Below are 16754 nucleotides of genomic sequence, written 5' to 3'. Positions count from 1 at the left end.
GCGCCCCTACCCTGCGGGAACGCTTATCAGCAAATGCGTTTAAAATTACCCCCTCAATCCCCCTCAATTTGATGCAAGGCTGCACTCAAACTGCCACTTCTAATCGCCAGTCAAACCTTTCACTATTCTCATGCCCATTTTTTTAATAAAAATTATCATAATAATTCCCAGAAAATTGAGAATTTAGAAATAGATAATTGAGCGTTAATTCATATCTCAATTGTTTTGATTTATTCATGGGGCAAATTTGAGATTTTTTTATCTTTACTGATGCAAATCCCAAATCTCAAATCTCAAATCCAAAATTATCCTGCCTCCAGCCTACTGTAAAATACAAAATTGCCCCACAGCTTGAGCAAGAGTAGGGCAAAGGACAGTTAAGCACTGCCTGTAGTCTGTCCGACAATAGCAAAGTTGTGTCCGACTTTTGTGACGCTTTGTTTTGTGTCCATTTGATTGTATTTCTTCACGAAACTTTATGTATCCCACCCATCGCCCCCGTCGTCTACGTACTCATCCCCAACTACGCCGGATGGTACGTGAAACTGTACTAACCACCAATGATTTAATTTACCCATTGTTTGCTGTACCTGGTGATGGTATTGCCAATGAAGTCAAATCCATGCCTGGAGTCTACCAACTTTCCGTAGATAAAATCGTCGAAGAAGCGAAAGAGGTTTATGACCTAGGCATACCCGCCATTATTTTATTTGGTATCCCCGCAGATAAAGATGCAGATGCTACTGGCGCTTGGCATGATTGCGGAATTGTGCAGAAAGCAGCAACGGCCGTAAAAGAAGCATTACCAGATTTGATTGTCATTGCCGACACTTGTTTATGTGAATATACCAGTCACGGACACTGCGGTTATCTACAAGTTGGCGATTTAACAGGACGGGTTCTCAACGACCCCACCCTAGAACTATTGAAGAAAACAGCAGTATCCCAAGCCAAAGCCGGCGCGGATATCATCGCCCCCTCTGGGATGATGGATGGCTTTGTACAGGCAATTCGTTCTGCTTTAGATGAGGCGGGGTTCCAAGACACACCGATTTTATCTTATGCTGCCAAGTATGCCTCCGCTTATTATGGCCCCTTCAGAGATGCAGCCGAGTCTACCCCCCAATTTGGCGACAGAAGAACCTACCAAATGGACCCAGGTAACGCCCGTGAAGCCATTAAAGAAATTGAGTTAGATATTGCGGAAGGGGCTGATATGCTCATGGTCAAGCCAGCCTTAGCATATATGGATGTGATTTGGCGCGTCAAGGAAGCAAGTAACTTACCAGTTGCTGCTTACAACGTTTCTGGTGAGTATTCGATGGTGAAAGCTGCTGCCTTGAATGGCTGGATTGATGAAGAGCGCGTAGTCATGGAAACTTTAACCAGTTTCAAACGTGCTGGCGCAGACTTAATTTTAACCTACCATGCCAAAGATGCGGCCAGATGGTTGCGGTAATTTGCATGATGTTTAGACATCTCCAAAAAATATTTGTAGAGACGTAGTATTAATACATCTCTACAAATATTTCAGGTCACGCATCATTAATTTTGGAGATTTCTAATTAATAAAATTTAAATGGATAAAAAAACAATCCCAACGCTTCAATCCAATTATTCCGTGATTCTTCAATTGTGTTACTTTGACATATCTTGATTTGAGATACAGTTATTCCTCAATAGCTATCCCTAATACCCAGTTCATTGCAAATTACAAATTAGTTTAAATTATCATCTTAATTCACATAATTTGCAGATAATTTTCTGTAAATTGAATAGCCGATACTCTGGAAATTTATTTTTTTTGCTATTGTCACACCAATGAATGTGAAACTTCGCCAAATTACATTTGAAGATAAATTTAGTGGAACTCTTGGTCTGGTAATTGGACTGGTGTTTATCGGGACAGGTTTTTGGGTAAATAACAAATTTGCACACGAACGTGCAACACTAACAGAAACACAGGGTAGGGTGGTGCATACCGTCCATCGTCGCGATCGCAATAGTAAAAATGAGCAAAAAGACACCTATGCGCCAGTGATAGAATTTCTCTCCAAGGGTGATCGCATCCGCTTTACAGGTAATTATGATTCCTCCCGCGCCAGTCAAGGCAAAATAGTAACAGTCCGTTACGACCCCAAGCAACCAGCAACTACTGCGCGTGAAGTGCAACCGTTTGAGTCAATTGCTTCTTGGATGGCGTTTGGGATGGGTGGATTGAGTTTAGTTTCTGGCCTGCGTCAGTTGTCACCTATATGCTTGTCTTTCGGTGAGCCACCCGACCATAGTTAATGCACCCTACTCACAATGATTATTCACGTTCAACAGCAAATTTTGTATGAAACGTTACAGAAATTATGAGTTGCATTTGTCATAGGGTGAAGCGATCGCTATAAAATAATTAGAGATAATAAATTTTTAATGGCTTTACGTTGACATCAAATGTCAATTGATTTAGTAAAAAACTCAACATTTTTCTTAAGGAGCATGAGATATGGATATGCAAGTCCTGAGAGAACGTGCTGGCCTTAGCCGTGCAGAAGTTGCCTTCAGGCTTGCAATCAGTGAAACCAGCGTTCGCAATTGGGAAGCTGGGCGCACTGAGCCGACAATGACACCAAAAAAATACTTGGCAGCTTTACGCCTGTTCCAATGTACACCTGAAGAATTGGCAGATGCCAGCGAAAAGTCGGTTAATCAACGACATAAACGCAAACCAGGAAGGCCAAGACGCTTCCCAGACAATCAGGTAACGCAGGTAACTGATTCGCCAGTTTGCAGCTGATAGCCTGACTAGATGAAAATCCGTAATTACTCATGCAAAGCAAAAATCAAGCTATTAACCACTCAAGTCTAAAAATACACAAAACACTCGTTTAAGTTAGAAAATTCACCTTGGTGGTAGTAGTGCGATCGCTCACGGTATTGGTAACGTTGGCGCGATAAGATTCTAAAACAATAGTCGTAAAAAAGGTCTAAATGGCAGAAACACTATTCTTTAACGCTCTGCGGGAAGCCATTGATGAAGAAATGGCTCGTGATTCCAGTGTATTTGTTCTTGGTGAAGACGTGGGACACTATGGCGGTTCCTATAAAGTCACCAAAGACCTATACCAAAAATATGGTGAATTGAGAGTTTTAGATACTCCCATTGCTGAAAACAGCTTTACCGGTATAGCAGTAGGCGCAGCCATGACTGGTTTGCGGCCAATTATTGAAGGCATGAACATGGGCTTTCTGCTCCTAGCCTTCAACCAAATTTCTAACAACGCTGGGATGTTACGTTACACCTCCGGTGGTAACTTTAAAATTCCTATGGTGATTCGCGGCCCTGGTGGTGTAGGTAGACAATTAGGCGCAGAACATTCCCAACGTCTAGAAGCTTACTTCCAAGCCGTACCAGGATTAAAGATTGTAGCCTGTTCCACCCCTTACAACGCCAAAGGGCTATTGAAATCCGCTATCCGTGATGATAATCCAGTATTATTCTTTGAACACGTTTTACTTTACAATCTGAAAGAAAATCTGCCAGAAGAAGAATATTTACTGCCCTTGGATAAAGCAGAAGTTGTCCGTCGCGGTAAAGATGTGACGATTTTGACCTATTCACGGATGCGTCACCATGTCATGCAAGCCGTCAAACCTTTAGAAAAACAAGGTTACGACCCAGAAGTAATTGATTTAATATCCCTCAAACCATTAGATTTTGATACTATTGGTGCATCCGTGCGGAAAACCCATCGCGTCATTGTGGTAGAAGAATGTATGCGAACTGGGGGTATTGGTGCAGAACTAACCGCCTCAATTAACGATCGCCTATTTGATGAATTAGATGCCCCAGTGCTGAGATTATCATCCCAAGACATCCCCACCCCTTACAACGGCACACTAGAACGTCTGACAATCGTACAGCCAGAGCAAATTGTAGAAGCTGTACAGAAAATGGTTGCTATGAGAGTTTAGGGAATAGGGACTGGGGACTGGGGACTGGGGACTCTTAAGAAGCAGGGATGCAGGAAGAAAAACTAATTCCCAATGCTCAATACCCAATACCCAATCCCTAATCCCCAGTACCCAATTCCAACTCATAACTGATGCAAAGAGCGTTATTATAGCGTTTGTCAGTTGCGAGTTATGGTATGCAGAGACAGCGATCGCTATTAGCTTTGGTTCTTTTATTGGTAATCGCCGCTATGACGGCGATTGCCATGATTCCTGTACCCTTGGGGCTAGACTTAAGAGGTGGATCACAGCTCACAATTCAGGTCAAACCCTCAGAGCAAATTAAGCAAATCACTGAACGTGAACTGGATGGAGTCAAAAAAGTCGTCGAAGGTAGGATTAATGGTCTTGGTGTTTCCGAACCAGTCATCCAAACCGTCGGTACAGATAAAATCCTTGTCCAGTTACCAGGGGTGAATGATCCAGAACAAGCAGAAAGGGTGCTAGGAGGGACAGCACAGTTAGAATTTCGTCAACAAAAACCCAATACAGAAACCCAATTATTTGCTTTTCAACAATCACGCGCTCAACTAAAAGTTCAGCAAGAAGAATTAAGAAAAAGTAACGATCAAGCCGCAATTAATCAAAATTTAGAAGATTTACAGAAAAATACCCAAGCGATCGCGGAATTATTTGAAAGTACAAACCCACCGCTTGATGGTAAATACCTCCAAGATGCCTACGGCGAACCCACCCAACAAGGTGGCAATTGGAACGTTGCCATTCGCTTCGATCAAAAAGGTGGTGAACTATTTGCCGAACTCACCAAAAATTTGGCAGGTACAGGACGCAGCATCGGTATTTTTCTCGATAATGAACTCATCAGCTCTCCCGTAGTTGGGCCAGAATTCGCCGCTACCGGGATTACAGGCGGTTCTGCTGTGATTACAGGTAGATTTACTGCTCAAACAGCCAATGACTTAGGTGTACAACTACGCGGTGGTGCTTTACCCGTACCAGTAGAAATTGCTGAAATCCGCACCGTTGGCGCAACCTTGGGTAAAGACAGTATCACCAGCAGCATCTATGCCGGCATTGGTGGACTGATTTTAGTATTAATATTTATGGTGGTGTATTACAGAATACCAGGATTAATCGCCGATGTGGCTTTAATCATCTATGCCATCTTGACTTGGGCTAGCTTTGCTCTACTTGGTGTGACGCTCACCCTACCGGGAATAGCTGGTTTTATTCTCAGTATCGGTATGGCAGTGGACGCAAACGTACTCATTTTTGAACGCACACGGGAAGAATTAAGAGCAGGTAAATCCCTATATCGTTCCGTAGAATCTGGCTTTTACCGTGCTTTTTCCAGCATCTTAGATGGCAATGTGACAACAGTGATTGCTTGTGCAGCCCTATTTTGGCTGGGGGCTGGTTTAGTCAAAGGCTTCGCTTTAACTCTGGCTTTGGGTGTAGGAGTCAGTATGTTTAGTGCTATTACCTGTAGTCGTAGCTTAATGTTTTTAGCAATTTCAATTCCTGCACTGCGGAAACCAGAACTGTTTTGTCCGAACCTGCCAGCATCAGGTGCATCTAATAAGGCAGAGGTAGCTCAATGAAACTCAGTATTAACAAATCGCGATCGCTCTGGTGGACTATTTCTTGTGCTGTCATTTTGGCTGGTATCATCTCAATGGTGATTTCTTGGCAAAACCCCAGCATTCGCGCACCCCTACGTCCGAGTTTAGATTTTGTCGGTGGTACAAGATTGCAGTTGGAACGAGATTGTACCAAACCAGGCAACTGCGACCAGCCAATAGATATTAACGTTGTGCGGGAAGTCGCTAAAGCAGAAGGACTTGGCGATAGCAGCATCCAAATTATCGCTGATAAAGAAACACGCCAAGAAAACGGCATCTTAATTCGCACAAAAAATTTAGATCGCGAACAGCGTACCAAATTACAAACCGCCTTAAGCGAGAAAGTAGGCACTTTTGACGAGCAAAAAAATCAAATCGACACAGTAGGGCCGACTTTAGGGCGAGAGTTATTTACATCCGGTATCATGGCCCTGATTGTCTCTTTTTTGGGCATAATTATTTATCTGACCTTCCGGTTCCAGTTAGACTATGCCATATTTGCCATCATCGCCCTGTTTCATGATGTACTCGTCGCCACAGGAATCTTCTCAATTTTTGGTCTAGTTTTCGGTACGGAAGTAGATAGCCTCTTTATTGTGGCTCTCCTGACAATTACAGGTTTCTCCGTCAACGATACAGTAGTCATTTACGATCGCATTCGGGAAACATTAAAAGCAACTCCCAACCGACCAATTACTGAAATTGTTGATGATGCAGTTAACCAAACATTAGGTAGATCAATCAATACAACTCTCACCACCATGTTGCCATTATTCGCTATTTTTATATTTGGTGGCGAAACCTTAAAAAACTTTGCCTTAGCTCTGATTATTGGCTTCATCGCCGGAGCCTATTCCAGTATTTTTGTTGCTAGCACCCTCCTAACTTGGTGGCGAGAACGTACAGGTCAAACTACAGTGGTAGCAAGTACCGGAGTCACTGATACATCTGTGGAGTAGGCAATAATTAGTAGGCAATAGGCACTCTTGCAATAGTTATTTCCCTTGCTCCCCTGCTTCCACCCTGCGGGTAGGCTTACGCCATCGCAAGAGAAGCTCAAGCTACATCTCCCCAATCCCCAATCCCCAATCCCCAATCCCCAATCCCCAATCCCCAATCCCCTCCATCGCCTATGGCTCAACCCGAAGAACCTGAAACTTTTAGCAATGACCAATCTTTAGCCCAACAAGTTCACAGGCTACACCAATTAACTGTATATGGAAGATGGCTGTTTGTTAGCTTTTTATGGTTGACAATTGCGCCTCTATGCTTGTGGAACTTGCGGGCAGAAATTGCGTTATGGCAACAATATTTTACTTGGGTGGGTGTGCGCTATGGATTGTTATACCATCCCCTGTCTGCCATAGGTTTAGCTTTTTGTATTGGTATGACGGCTAGTGTTTTAGTCTGGCAAAGCCGTAATATTTTAGTGGGATTGCCACAGGATGAAAAACAACGTTTAGAAAAACAAGTATTCCAAATCCGAAAGCAAGGCCCCTCTCACCCTTTATGGAAGTGGGTCATTAACAATTAACAATTCAAAATACTCTTGGCTACGGAGGGGTAAGCCTACAAAATTACTAAAAACCTCTTTTCTCTCTCTTACCCTACTCCCCTAGTCCCCATTCCCCACTCCCTCTGTCAGAATTTGTTGCATGGAAATATCCGAATTCAGTAAATTCATGCACAATATGATGTAGAGACAGTAAAAATACTGCCACATCGGAGTGCCTACAAATGAACCACCCTCAGATTCAATTTTGCGATCGCCAGTCTGAAGTAGACCTTTACCAACTCCAAGAGCTATTTAATCTGGCAGCATTTTGGGCGAAAGGACGCAGTATTGAGGATTTGAGTATAGCTATTGCTAACAGTGACCCAGTAATTTCTGTGTGGGATGGAGAAAGACTGATTGGTTTTGCTAGAGCAACTTCTGATTGTATATACCGAGGCACAATCTGGGATGTTGTGATTCATCCAGACTATCGTGGCACAGGATTAGGAAGCAAATTAGTAGAAACAGTGTTGAGTCATCCCCGGATGCAGGTTGAGCGCGTATACTTGATGACTACCGAACAAAAAAATTTCTACGAAAAAATTGGATTCCAAACTAATCACACTACAACTATGGTGCTATACAACCAATCAGAAATTAGCACCTTGACTACTGGAGAAGTTCAGCTTCAAGAATCGCTAAGGGCATAGATATCTGTAATCTTGTCAACTGCTCCGCTTCTCCAGAATTGGTGGATGGTAGGATTTCTAGCTTACCACCCATCACGGCTAAAAGATTTTGATTGAGTAATAGCTTCATTCCTGGAGAAAGAGCAGTTTTCTCTAGCTCAATTTCCACAGATTTGTCTTCACCTTTGAGTAAATCTATCGACTCATCGCTGATTAATGCGTGAGTCGGTAAATCTAACCAAATATAGACAAAATTACTTGCAGATGGGATGCCACAGGAAATACAAATACTGCCTTCCGTCATCTGAGAGATCCCAGTATCTACTAAATTTAGCAATATTTGCCTTAACCATTTTTGGTCTGCCAAGACATAAATCTCAGGTTCAGGAGGCAAAATTCGCAACTTCAAATTGCGATCTACCGCCAACATATAAATTAAGTTATAAACTTCCTGTAAAACATCAGCTAAAGGCCGCGGCTGAATATCTAATTTATTAGTTCCGTGTTCTGTCTTAGCGACATTGAGAATTTCATCCATCAGATGTAACAGCTTTAACGCCCGCTCGTGAGCTTGGCCAATAAATTCGCGCTCTTCTGCTGGGTCTTCACACAAATCTGACAAAATTAGCTGATGTAAACCAATCAGACCATTTAAAGGCGATCGCAATTCATGGGTAGTCCGCGCCAAAAAACCCGCTTTAAACTGGCTCATTTCCCTGGCCATGTGATAAGCCAGTTGCGTGTTTTTGAACTCTTCTAGGATTTGTGGTGTGTGCTGAGGCTGTGTCAACTCTTCTGGAGATTGGTGGGACTTAGCCTTGGCAGACCTCGCCAATAACCAACGAGAACTGATCCCCATTACCAATCCTGCACCTAGATATACCCAGTTACTCCAATTCATAATTAGGCAGTTATTAACTTGTTAATTGACCACAAAACTGAAAAATCAGTTTCCGAATTTCCTAGAACATCATTTATCTGTCAGTTTGTCATAAAAATCACAGCAAGTCACTGTTTTGCAACTCACAACCCTATTGGCTAATCTAGTTTTCAGCCTAAAAATCTAAGTTGACTGTACCTTGCCGCAAGATTTGCCAATCCATACCAGTCCATTTAGCCACAGTTGAAGGCAGATTATTTTCAGTATTTTCACTCAAATATTCTTCAGCTATGGATTCTAAAGTCAGAACTCCAGGGAATTGAACATCAATTTCTGCCATAGTTTTTAAAGGTGGCTGTCCTGAAAAATTGGCGCTAGTGGTAGCAAGAGGGCCTGTTCGCGCCAAAATAGCTTGGGCGATCGCACTGTTAGGGACGCGAATCCCAATTGTAGTGGGATCAGTGGGATTCATCGCAGGTGGGACGCGATCGCTAGCGGGTAACACCAACGTCAATCCTCCTGGCCAATACCGAGTTACGACTTGCTGCCAAATCTGATATTCTTGCTCATTACCTCGGACATAAGGCCATAAATCTTCCGCACTAGCCCCCATCAAAATCAGGGGTTTATCTTGACTGCGCTGTTTAGCTGCAAAAATCAACGCCGCTTGTTCTGGCATCACTGCCAATGCGGGAACAGTATCAGTAGGAAAACTGACTACAGCACCGGCACGAGTACCCGCTATTAAAGCATCTAACGAAACTTTTGTCATACTGAGAACCAAGAGTTATGTAAACCACTTAATTACTCATAACTCAAAACTCAGCACTTACGTAGGCTAAAGCAAACCGTTCAACACCCTCTAAATCAGCATGAATTTGAATATTACAATAGCTACCTTGCTTGTGTAACAGTGTTCGCACTGTCTGAGCCTGTCCTGCCATCATTTCAATCAGCCACACCCCACCAGGACGCAAATACCTAGGTGAAATGTCTATCAGGTGGCGGATCTCATCTAAACCATCAACGCCACCATCTAAAGCTAAATGCGGTTCATGGTTTACGACTTCTGGTTGCAATGTAGGCACCATATCCCTAGGGATATAAGGTGGGTTAGACACCATGCCACTAAATTGTCCTTTGAGAGAGGTTAACGGCTGCCACCATGACCCTTGATAAAATTGTATTCCCTTGGCTAAACCCAAATTATGGGCGTTTTCTTGGGCGATCGCCAAAGCCTCTGGACTATAATCCACAGCATGAATTGTTGCCTCTGGAAAGGCATCTGCCAGTCCCAAGGCGATCGCTCCACTTCCAGTTCCCAAGTCTGCCCATAGTCCTTGTTGTAGGTGTGGTGCTGATTTACTCTTAGCCACAGCTGCCACAGCTAAATCAATCAAGCACTCTGTTTCTGGTCTGGGGATCAAAACCGCGCTCGACACCTTCAGATGAAAATTGCGCCAAGGTGTAGTTCCGGCAATGTACTGGACTGGCAAGCGATCGTGCAAGCGTCTCTGCCACAGATTTTCTAGCTCTTCTAAAGACAAATTCATCAAAATTTGAGTTTGGTCTTTAAAAGATTGCAAACGTAAGGACAAGCGGTCTAACCCAGCTATCTCTTGCAGTAGCCAATCAACTTCCGCTACTGAAACCTGATGAGTTATTCCAGTAGCGATCGCTCTGTTGCGCCATTGCCAAAGTTGTAAACCAGAAACTACATTTAGCTTTTTATAGACCATGCCTAACGTCGATTGGGCTGTGGTGCTGGCCGGGTGTTGTTATTTCTATTAGCAGGAGCCTTCGTTCCGTTCTCTCTGGGTAATGTTCTAATATACTCTCTTGATTCTGGGGAGGGAACCAAGACAACTTGGTTAAGCCAAGCATCATTTTTGTCCTGTAATGTCTTGATAACTCCATCTACATCTATTACCTGAATATCGGCTTTAGGAAACTTTGGCTTGACCTGATTCAATAAACCTAGTGCGTCTTGTTTACTTAAAAACAATGGTACAGCTTGTTCTTTTTCAGACCCTAATTGAATTGGTACGTAACCTTGATCTGGCGCAAATCTCACCGCAAAAATCGGTACACTTCTAAATTGCTCTACCTTCTGACCGCTTTGACGTAATAAATCCATCGCACCCTTAAGTTCCTGATCTACAGGTTTAAATGCAAATAAAAGACGATTGGGATCTGTTTTTGTTTGTTGTAATTGCTGATAAATTACCCCCAAAGGCACTGCTGTCACTTGCAGGCTTTTGACCATTTCCTCCATTTTTGGGTCTTTACCTTTGGCGTTCCGCAGCTCGTTAATAAAAGCTTGTGCCTCTTGCCGACTCAAATAAGCCCCTGTGACCGAACCCCCAGGTTTTTGTCCGTTCTGCCCTGCTGGTAAAGGACGGCTCAATGGTAAACCCTTATCATTTGTAATTAAATATACGGGTACAGAGTCTAATTTTTCTTTAATTTGTTGTTCTGACAATGCCAGTGCTGGGAAATTCCCTACAAAAACTGTTCCTAGCAGTGTACTTCCAACTAAACTTAATGTTGCGCCCCAGCGAACCAATGCTTTCATGATTGCTCCTTACATCAATAATTTCAATTCAGTTTAAACAAATAGTTTGATTTGCACAGCACCAATTTGGTACCAACTTTTATCAGTTATATAGCAATCCATTGGATATGGGAAAAAGTCATGAGCATTGTTAAATGCTAACAATCTACTCTGAATACATGATATTTTCCAACCCCTATAGATTCCATTAGTGACATTGTTACCTGTTGACCGTGCTGGAGTGAGCTTTTCCTCAGCTTTGCTTTACTATTCACTACGCCTTACTGTAGATGCTGATTATATGTAGCTTGTTGTTGAGTTTGCCAATGCCATTCTATTGTCTTTACTCAAATCTGAGTGACGTTATGCAATAGAGAATCGTTCCACCCACTCTTGGCATATTAGATATTTCTTTTTATACATAGAATTTATCTAGCTTGTATTCTTTCTTAAAGAAAAAATTTCATTGGTTCACATCAAATAAGCTATGGCCATGAACAGACAAAGATTATTTTACGCAAAAATACAGTTAATTTCAGTATTTTTCATCAACTTAATTTAAAATTTATACTTAGGCGCAATATGAATAAATACAAACAATAACTTGAACTTTCTAAACTTACCTACAGAAAAACCCCATATCATTTAACAGATTGGGGTTTTCTTATTTACCTTGTTATATCGGGATGACAGGATTTGAACCTGCGGCATCCTGCTCCCAAAGCAGGCGCGCTACCAAGCTGCGCTACATCCCGATGTTTAGGCTAATTTTAACATAATTTTACAGGAAAAACTACTAATTGCTAAACGCAAGTATTTTTTACTGTAGTTATGCCCAGAATTTAACTAAAATTCTAGGGCGAGTTTTACGATAACGTTAGTCAAGGTTAGGAACATTATATCATTATAGCTGACTTTTTTGTAGTCAGCTATTTTTGATCTGGGGAATTAATGAGGATACCAAAACATACCTTTGATACCTTCCGGATCTGGCATAAAACCCATAGTTCGATAGAAATCTACAACATGAGGATCGGCAAAGAGCGTTACATTACTAATCTCTTCACTCCTCAGTTTTTTAAGTACGTATTTCATCAGGGCCTTACCCAGTCCTTTACCTTGAAAGTCTGGGTGAACAACCACATCCCAAATAGTGGCGTTGAAAGCATGATCTGAGGTAGCACGCGCAAAACCAATTAGCCGTCTTTGGTTTCCTCGTACCTGCCACATGGAGGCTACGAGAAAACTATGCTCAATAGCTTTCTTAACTTTTCTCAGAGGACGACGTGACCAACCAACGGCATCACACAGTTCTTCTAGTTCATACAGGTCGATGTCTCGCTCTGTACTGAAAACAATGCGTTCTGCACTCCGTGTAGCTCCGGAGGCATCGCTATTGGCGTTAGAGTTGCCCTTAGCGTCTAGTGTATGCTCTTCAAAAGAGGTGGTTCTACTTGTCGCAGATTCAGAGGTACTAAACCAAGTTTTCCAAAAACCCATGCCGACGTGGTTCGGGTAGTATAACTGAATTGGTTGCCACTATTAAAAGTGTTGATTCACGTTTTACAGTCTAATACCATTGCTTAACCCTCACCCGCAAATTTTTTTGGGTATCTTCGGGATTATCAATGGTAACAGCTAGTTACGGCGTGTTTCACACCAATCATTTTCAACTTTAGCACTTTGTTGTAAAGGCTAGGAGAAATTCCTAAAAAGGCGAGAATACTTACACTGAATTGTATATAAATGAAGGGATGAGTTGATGGGTAGTGGGTGATACTTAAATTACCTAGTCCCCAATCCCCAGTCACGCCAGTCCGCTAAAGTCGGGAAACCCGCCCACGCGGCTGGCTCCCCAATCCCCGCAAGTGAGTCTTACCCCTAACGATGGCTTCTGGTTTAAAATCTTCGACACTGGAACTTCTCAAACGCTTTAATCGAGCGTTTCCCCAGTTTTATGAGCAATTTGTAAGCAGTGAGATTCAACTGCAAAATTTGCGGCTAGCCTATCGTCTTTATAAATCCAGACGTGCCGTAATTGAGTTGAAGCCGGAAGGTAGTAAAAGTGCTTTGCATTTTGCCTACCGCAATCAATCATTTCTCCTCAGCGATATTTTTGGTGTGTTGGCGGCTTACGGGCTGACTATCCACAGTTTGAGTCTATACGGACAGATTCGACCACCAATGTTAGTGTTTATCAAACTGTTGGTCTCTCGTGGAAGCAAAGCCTTGACAGAGAAAACCGCAGAAAATGTTTGTCGAGCCATTCGTGAGGCTCTAGGAGGGCGGTTTGAGGTAGAAGAGATGCTGGCAGTAGAATTCAACCTAGATGTGGGTTTAGAACAGGTACAAACTGAGTTCTATGTTGATCCAGTTTTTCATCTTCCAGCTTTAGTGATTGAGGCTGATAATCAACCAGGATTATTTTACAAAGTTATGTACGCCATTTGGCAAGAAGACCTTTTGGTTGTCAATGCCAATTTGTTAGTTTGGCGTGGACGTACACGGCTAATTCTTTACTTGTTGGGGCCGAATGAAAGTCTGATTCCTGAGTATCTGGGACACAAAATTGCCGAAGGTGTACGTCTGAGATTGTTGGGTAAGTAATCAAGAATTTCAGCAAGTGCGATCAAAGTCATTAGTTAGTAGGCAATAGGCAATAGGCAATAGGCAATAGGCAAGATTGATTAGTTTTTCTCCCCTGCTCCTCTGCTCCTCTGCTCCCCCTACTTCCCCCACTCCCGCCTTCTCTCATTCGGTATTTGGTCGCACCCACCCTTAAGGGTACGATATAAATATGGCAACTATTGAAATTTTGGGCTTTCCACACGCCTACGAGCTAACAGCTCCCACATCCTGTCCTGATACTTTAGTATTCATCCACGGTTGGCTTAATAGTCGTGGATACTGGCAACCTGTCATTTCCCGCTTGTCAGTTGGTTTGCAGTGTCTGTCATATGATTTACGAGGTTTTGGTGAGTCTCAGTACCCGCTAGAAACTGACTCTAGTCCAGCAGAAAGTGCTGTCAGTTTTTCTGCTAACTCAATTCGGGCTATGAGTTCATCTTTTGAGTCTCTCCATACGCCAGCTGCCTATGCTGAGGATTTGACAATCCTGTTGCAACAACTAAATATCAATAGTGCTTGGCTGATTGGTCACTCTTTGGGAGGGACGATCGCTCTGTGGGCAGCTGCTCAAATGCCTGAAATTGTCAAGGGTGTGATCTGTATCAATGCAGGTGGCGGTATTTACCTCAAGGAAGCTTTTGAACAGTTTCGTGCGGCAGGGCAGCGATTTTTACAAGTCCGTCCCCGTTGGTTATCCCAAGTACCGTTAATTGATTTACTTTTTACCAGAGTTACTGTCTCTCGTCCTTTAGATCGCTATTGGGCGCGTCAGCGAGTGATTGATTTCGTCGTGGCTGATCCCGAAGCGGCTTTGGGAGCATTGTTAGAGTCTACCACTGAGGAAGAAGTCAACCGTTTACCCAAGTTAGTCTCTCAGTTAAAACAGCCAGTGTATTTCTTAGCTGGTGCTGATGATAAAGTGATGGAACCTAAATATGTTCGTCATTTAGCTAGTTTTCATAGGCTTTTCCAATATTGTGGAGACAATGTGATTGAAATTCCTGATTGTGGACATCTGGCAATGTTAGAACAGCCAGATGCTGTTGCTAATCACATTCGGGCGATTCTGACAAAACAGGAATCAGTAGTCAATAGGCAATAGGCATCAATCAATTCAAAATTCAAAATTAAAGAATTATTGGGAAAAAATCTCCCCTGCTCCCCTGCCCCTCTGCTCCCTCAAGACTTTGGCTGATATAACTTCATAACTTGAGTCAGGGGTAGCCTCGACTCTACACCCAAGGTAACAGGGGATGTGTGACCACGAGATAAATGATCGGCTGCGGCGCAGGCAATCATCGCAGCGTTATCGGTACAAAATTTCAAAGGAGGAAATAGGACGCGCAAGTTATGCTGTGTAGCGGCTGCTTGTAGGTGTTTTCTTAATCCACTGTTAGCTGCTACCCCACCACCAACGGCAATTGTATCTAAGCCGTAGTCAATGGCACAGGCGATCGCTCTTTTGGTTAATGCCTTGGCTACGGTTTCCTGAAAGCTGGCTGCTACATCTGCTACGGGTACTTGTCCCTGTTCTTTCTCTAGTTGCTGTACTAAACGCAGTACCGCCGTCTTTAAGCCGCTAAAACTACCATCATAGGGATGAAAACCCCCTTCCGGTAAGGACACTTTCCCTTCTGGTAGGGCAAAAGCTTGGGGATTACCCACTTGCGCTAGTTTATCAATGGCTGGGCCACCAGGATATCCCAGCTTTAAGAGCCTAGATACTTTATCAAAGGCTTCCCCAGCCGCATCATCACGAGTTTCACCTAGGGTTTCGTATCTACCACAATCCTTAACATAAATCAAGCTTGTATGTCCGCCGGAAACCAGTAAGCTAAGAAAAGGGGGATCTAAAGTTGGCTCACTCAAATAAGTAGCGTAAATGTGACCTTCAAGGTGATGAACTCCCAAAAATGGTTTATTGTACAAGATTGCCAAAGTTTTGGCGGCTGTTAATCCCACTAATAACGCTCCCACCAGTCCAGGAGCGCAAGTGGCAGCGATCCCATCGATTTTTCCCCAATCTAATTGAGCTTGCTCTAAGGCTTGAGCGATCGCTCCATTTATCGTTTCCAAGTGTTGACGCGAAGCTACCTCTGGTACTACTCCACCATACTGCTGATGTATGGGGATTTGCGAGGTGATAATACTGCTGCAAACTTGACGATTTTTAACAATTGCCACAGCAGTTTCATCACAGCTAGTTTCTATGGCTAAAACAGTTGTCATTCCAGGGCTTTACCACAATCGAGACTTGTTTGAGAAGCTTTAACTTTTATTTACTTTAACTTTACTCGATTCCCGCCCAAGAGTATGATGACTTGCTAGTTAAGCAAATAAAGACTGTACAAGCCGCTTCGTTTTGTACAAAAAACTTTTTCTTTTGTAATAAAAGGAAACATATCCATGCGAAGATTGTTTGCTTTGATTTTAGTGATTTGTCTTTCATTTAGTTTCGCTCCTCCTGCGAAAGCCCTAGGAGCCGATCTAACCCCTTGTAAAGACAATCCTGCATTTCAAGCACTAGCCCAAAATGCCCGTAATACTACAGCCGATCCAGAATCTGGTAAAAAGCGTTTTGAACGTTATTCTCAGGCGCTATGCGGCCCCGAAGGCTATCCTCACTTGATTGTTGATGGCCGTCTAGATCGCGCTGGCGACTTCCTGATTCCTAGCATTCTGTTCTTGTACATTGCTGGTTGGATTGGTTGGGTAGGTCGTGCCTACTTACAAGCCATCAAAAAAGAATCTGACACTGAGCAAAAAGAAATCCAAATCGATTTGGGTATAGCACTCTCTATCATTGCTACAGGCTTTGCTTGGCCAGCAGCAGCAGTGAAAGAATTGCTTTCTGGTGAGTTAACTGCTAAAGACTCAGAAATTACTGTTTCTCCCCGTTAATTCAGCTTAGTTCACACACTTT

General features: G+C 43.0%; 17 protein-coding genes and 1 tRNA gene. 11 read left to right on the top strand and 7 right to left on the bottom strand.

The window, feature by feature from the left end:
• The first annotated feature begins 478 nt into the window (after window positions 1-478).
• The 8 genes from hemB (at window position 479) to NOS7524_RS06790 (ending at window position 7790) form a co-directional block, all read left to right on the top strand.
• The gene (gene hemB, locus NOS7524_RS06825) at window positions 479-1459 is read left to right on the top strand and encodes a porphobilinogen synthase (RefSeq protein WP_015137747.1); all 981 of its coding nucleotides are present in this window, start codon (window positions 479-481) and stop codon (window positions 1457-1459) included.
• A 362-nt stretch (window positions 1460-1821) separates the two neighbouring features.
• Window positions 1822-2292 carry a DUF3592 domain-containing protein gene (locus NOS7524_RS06820; RefSeq protein WP_015137746.1) on the top strand — a complete coding sequence of 157 codons (471 nt, stop codon included), beginning with the start codon at window positions 1822-1824 and terminating at the stop codon, window positions 2290-2292.
• A 202-nt stretch (window positions 2293-2494) separates the two neighbouring features.
• Entirely contained in the window at window positions 2495-2785 is a 291-nt protein-coding gene (locus tag NOS7524_RS06815; RefSeq protein WP_015137745.1) for a helix-turn-helix domain-containing protein, read from the top strand.
• 194 nt (window positions 2786-2979) lie between these two features.
• The gene (locus NOS7524_RS06810; protein ID WP_015137744.1) at window positions 2980-3963 is read left to right on the top strand and encodes an alpha-ketoacid dehydrogenase subunit beta; all 984 of its coding nucleotides are present in this window, start codon (window positions 2980-2982) and stop codon (window positions 3961-3963) included.
• A 176-nt stretch (window positions 3964-4139) separates the two neighbouring features.
• Window positions 4140-5564 carry a protein translocase subunit SecD gene (secD, locus tag NOS7524_RS06805; protein WP_015137743.1) on the top strand — a complete coding sequence of 475 codons (1425 nt, stop codon included), beginning with the start codon at window positions 4140-4142 and terminating at the stop codon, window positions 5562-5564.
• Window positions 5561-6544: a protein translocase subunit SecF gene (gene secF / locus NOS7524_RS06800; protein WP_015137742.1), complete on the top strand. Its 984-nt coding sequence runs from the start codon at window positions 5561-5563 to the stop codon at window positions 6542-6544. Before secD ends, secF begins: the two co-directional genes overlap by 4 nt.
• Before the next feature lie 173 nt (window positions 6545-6717).
• Entirely contained in the window at window positions 6718-7119 is a 402-nt protein-coding gene (locus NOS7524_RS06795; protein ID WP_015137741.1) for a hypothetical protein, read from the top strand.
• Window positions 7120-7322: 203 nt separating this feature from the next.
• The gene (locus tag NOS7524_RS06790; RefSeq protein WP_015137740.1) at window positions 7323-7790 is read left to right on the top strand and encodes a GNAT family N-acetyltransferase; all 468 of its coding nucleotides are present in this window, start codon (window positions 7323-7325) and stop codon (window positions 7788-7790) included.
• On the opposite strand, the gene NOS7524_RS06785 is transcribed toward NOS7524_RS06790, so the two are convergent.
• From NOS7524_RS06785 to NOS7524_RS06760, 6 genes are all read right to left on the bottom strand, one after another.
• Window positions 7750-8670, bottom strand: a complete 921-nt coding sequence (locus NOS7524_RS06785; RefSeq protein ID WP_015137739.1) for a sensor histidine kinase — start codon at window positions 8668-8670, stop codon at window positions 7750-7752. The genes NOS7524_RS06790 and NOS7524_RS06785 overlap by 41 nt on opposite strands.
• Window positions 8671-8824: 154 nt before the next feature.
• Window positions 8825-9421, bottom strand: a complete 597-nt coding sequence (locus NOS7524_RS06780; protein ID WP_015137738.1) for an L-threonylcarbamoyladenylate synthase — start codon at window positions 9419-9421, stop codon at window positions 8825-8827.
• Between the two features lie 43 nt (window positions 9422-9464).
• Window positions 9465-10388 (bottom strand): peptide chain release factor N(5)-glutamine methyltransferase, encoded by a 924-nt coding sequence (gene prmC / locus NOS7524_RS06775; protein ID WP_015137737.1) that lies wholly within the window; start codon window positions 10386-10388, stop codon window positions 9465-9467.
• Between the two features lie 2 nt (window positions 10389-10390).
• Window positions 10391-11224, bottom strand: coding sequence for a Tic22 family protein (locus tag NOS7524_RS06770; RefSeq protein WP_015137736.1), 834 nt, complete (start codon window positions 11222-11224; stop codon window positions 10391-10393).
• Between the two features lie 660 nt (window positions 11225-11884).
• Window positions 11885-11958: transfer RNA gene (locus NOS7524_RS06765), tRNA-Pro, on the bottom strand.
• A 193-nt stretch (window positions 11959-12151) separates the two neighbouring features.
• Window positions 12152-12703 (bottom strand): GNAT family N-acetyltransferase, encoded by a 552-nt coding sequence (locus tag NOS7524_RS06760; protein WP_015137735.1) that lies wholly within the window; start codon window positions 12701-12703, stop codon window positions 12152-12154.
• A 387-nt stretch (window positions 12704-13090) separates the two neighbouring features.
• Here NOS7524_RS06760 and NOS7524_RS06755 point away from each other — a divergent pair, with 387 nt between their 5' ends.
• Together NOS7524_RS06755 and NOS7524_RS06750 are read left to right on the top strand one after the other, a co-directional pair.
• On the top strand, window positions 13091-13810 hold the full coding sequence (locus tag NOS7524_RS06755; RefSeq protein WP_015137734.1) for a hypothetical protein: 720 nt from the start codon (window positions 13091-13093) through the stop codon (window positions 13808-13810).
• Window positions 13811-14000: 190 nt separating this feature from the next.
• Entirely contained in the window at window positions 14001-14933 is a 933-nt protein-coding gene (locus tag NOS7524_RS06750) for an alpha/beta fold hydrolase (RefSeq protein ID WP_015137733.1), read from the top strand.
• A 77-nt stretch (window positions 14934-15010) separates the two neighbouring features.
• On the opposite strand, the gene tsaD is transcribed toward NOS7524_RS06750, so the two are convergent.
• Window positions 15011-16060 carry a tRNA (adenosine(37)-N6)-threonylcarbamoyltransferase complex transferase subunit TsaD gene (tsaD, locus tag NOS7524_RS06745; protein ID WP_015137732.1) on the bottom strand — a complete coding sequence of 350 codons (1050 nt, stop codon included), beginning with the start codon at window positions 16058-16060 and terminating at the stop codon, window positions 15011-15013.
• A gap of 177 nt (window positions 16061-16237) precedes the next feature.
• Here tsaD and NOS7524_RS06740 point away from each other — a divergent pair, with 177 nt between their 5' ends.
• Complete coding sequence (locus tag NOS7524_RS06740) at window positions 16238-16732, top strand: photosystem I reaction centre subunit III (RefSeq protein ID WP_015137731.1); 495 nt, start codon at window positions 16238-16240, stop codon at window positions 16730-16732.
• The last annotated feature ends 22 nt before the right edge of the window (window positions 16733-16754 follow it).

It is taken from the genome of Nostoc sp. PCC 7524 (assembly GCF_000316645.1).
Lineage (GTDB): Bacteria > Cyanobacteriota > Cyanobacteriia > Cyanobacteriales > Nostocaceae > Trichormus.
Note: the sequence above shows the minus strand (reverse complement) of the source record. Positions and strands in the feature narration are given on the sequence as shown.